At 39.2% G+C, this 2,061-nt stretch carries 4 protein-coding genes; all 4 read right to left on the bottom strand.

Annotated features, from left to right (window positions below):
• Positions 1-8: 8 nt before the first annotated feature.
• Positions 9-317: a hypothetical protein gene (locus tag D0817_RS24445; protein ID WP_127340958.1), complete on the bottom strand. Its 309-nt coding sequence runs from the start codon at positions 315-317 to the stop codon at positions 9-11.
• 9 nt (positions 318-326) lie between these two features.
• Positions 327-689: a hypothetical protein gene (locus D0817_RS24440; RefSeq protein ID WP_127340957.1), complete on the bottom strand. Its 363-nt coding sequence runs from the start codon at positions 687-689 to the stop codon at positions 327-329.
• Positions 690-762: 73 nt separating this feature from the next.
• Entirely contained in the window at positions 763-1,323 is a 561-nt protein-coding gene (locus tag D0817_RS24435) for a hypothetical protein (protein ID WP_127340956.1), read from the bottom strand.
• Positions 1,324-1,386: 63 nt separating this feature from the next.
• On the bottom strand, positions 1,387-2,010 hold the full coding sequence (locus D0817_RS24430) for a hypothetical protein (RefSeq protein ID WP_127340955.1): 624 nt from the start codon (positions 2,008-2,010) through the stop codon (positions 1,387-1,389).
• Positions 2,011-2,061: the final 51 nt, after the last annotated feature.

The raw sequence follows: 2,061 nt of genomic DNA, 5'->3' as shown, positions 1-2,061 counted from the left end.
AAGGTTGTCTAATTCTTGCATCTCAATGTCTTTTTATAAATAATATCTAATTCCTTTTTATTCCAACTTGAATTTTGAAAATCCCCTGATTCCGTATTGCCAAAACGAATGCTTAAATCGATCTTGGACTGCGTACCGTCGGGAGTAACCAAAACAAACGTTTCTTTGCTTGCGACTTCGAAATCATTGACAAAGACACTAACAACACCGTTATTCCTAACTTGCAGAGTAGTCACATTCTCGACCGTTATTTCTTTATCTTCTTTTAGTTTTAAAAAAACAACTCCTGTAATTCTGGTAATAATGCCTTGTGTCATTTGATTGATTTATTTACATTCCGCCTTGATTTTGTACATCAAAATCAAAGTGAAATAAGTTTCTTTTACAACGGGTGTTTTGGTTTTTGCCTTGAACTGAAAAGTTTTGTGTTCAGTTTCAAATAGAAGCGGTTTGTAGCTGTCTGCGAATCCTGACCCTTCCCTGCGTTTCCAGTGGTCTATTGGAGTGGGTTTTGAAAACGCTACACCACTATCATCAAAAATCCCAAACTCGGCATAGTTGTCTATATCGGTGTGATTGGAATGTAATTCTGCCCCCAGGATAAAACCGGAATCCAGTGCGGTTGTAAAATCGATTTCCGTTTGTCCCACTGGCAAAACCAAAGTGATTACTTTTTCTCTTACTGACATTTTGTTGATTATTTAAAAAAAGCCGTAACCTTTACGTATTACGGCTTTTCGAGATTTAGAAAAAATTTATTTCTTATAATTTGGCTTGTGTGGCTCTGAATTCAAAACGCACATTGTGTGCCGTTACATTGTCAACAGGAACCCCTTTTGGATATTCAATTTCCATTTCAAACTCTAGGTTTGAACGCAAAAGCGGTGAAGTCGAAATCGATCTGAATAAATTGTGAAGATCACCTTCCCCTGAAAGATCACTAATAGGCATGTCAATAAGTACATAACCTTCCTGTTTCAATCTGAATTCTGCATTTAAAAACGCGGGATCAAGGTTCGTTCCGTTTGCCGGAACCCATACACCCGTTTTGATGTCTGCTTTTGAGGCTGAATCAACTAGGACTCTAACACCATCAATAACATAATCACGCCCGGAGTTTAATTTATTACCGTCCAGATTGGTGATACCTACCTCTCTTTTGGTGTTCACGTCGATAATATCGACCGTTCCGCCTTGTCCTTTGATCGCAACGCTTAAATAAAGCGTTTTGTCACTTAGGGCAACATTACCTATTCTTGGAATACCGGCAGTTGCTTTGGCTTTAAGTGTTGCAGTTGCGGACGTTAATTCTTGATTTCTCATTTTAAAATTGTTTTTTGATTGATGATTGATTTTTTAAGGCAGGTTTTGAGCCTTACCGATTTTTTATTGTTGGTACAGTTCGTTATAGATTTCTGTTTCCGGTGCATTTAATCCCGATTCCTCACCGTAAATTTGTTCTGCACCGTGCAAACCGTCTTCCAAATAAAGTGCTTCCTCAGCACCGTGCAAACCATCGTCAGCGAGTTCGAAAACATTTCCGGCTTCGTCCATGAACTGACCGTTTAAACCCCCTTCGTCATACTGATAAATCTGACCGTCTGCACCAACAAACTGACCGTTTAAACCCGGCTCGTCATACTGATAAATTTGACCATCCGCACCAACAAACTGACCGTGTAAACCGCTTTGATCCGGGCAACCTAAACCAACAGCACCTTGTGCGAATTGAGCAAATTTGCTTGTACCTGAAAGGGCTGTGGGAAAAGTTTTGGCTGAAACTTTCTTGACGGCTAACAATACCTGTACAATAGCACTGCCGATTAATGCACCTTTGATTAAATTTGACTTTGTCGTTGTTCCGGTCACTTTGGTAACACCAAATATCGAAACAGCTGCTAAGCCCATATTCATAATTGGGCTTTCTGATGCAGGTAATAACGTAGTTGCCCCATTTGATACCATACCACCTAGTACCCCTCCTCCAATAATTACTACTTCTTTATTCATTTTTGATTAATTTAATTACTAACTCTTTTTTGTGGCTAAATAAATTCCGCC

Source organism: Flavobacterium cupreum (assembly GCF_003996965.1).
In the GTDB taxonomy this organism is placed as follows: Bacteria; Bacteroidota; Bacteroidia; order Flavobacteriales; family Flavobacteriaceae; genus Flavobacterium; species Flavobacterium cupreum.
The sequence above is the reverse complement of the archived record's forward strand: the minus strand, read 5'-3'. Positions and strand labels throughout refer to the sequence as shown.

What these genes read in the sequence shown, in the direction of transcription:
- D0817_RS24445 (WP_127340958.1), bottom strand. Translation starts at nt 317, where the DNA reads ATGACACAAGGCATTATTACCAGAATTACAGGAGTTGTTTTTTTAAAA.
- D0817_RS24440 (WP_127340957.1), bottom strand. Translation starts at nt 689, where the DNA reads ATGTCAGTAAGAGAAAAAGTAATCACTTTGGTTTTGCCAGTGGGACAA.
- D0817_RS24435 (WP_127340956.1), bottom strand. Translation starts at nt 1,323, where the DNA reads ATGAGAAATCAAGAATTAACGTCCGCAACTGCAACACTTAAAGCCAAA.
- D0817_RS24430 (WP_127340955.1), bottom strand. Translation starts at nt 2,010, where the DNA reads ATGAATAAAGAAGTAGTAATTATTGGAGGAGGGGTACTAGGTGGTATG.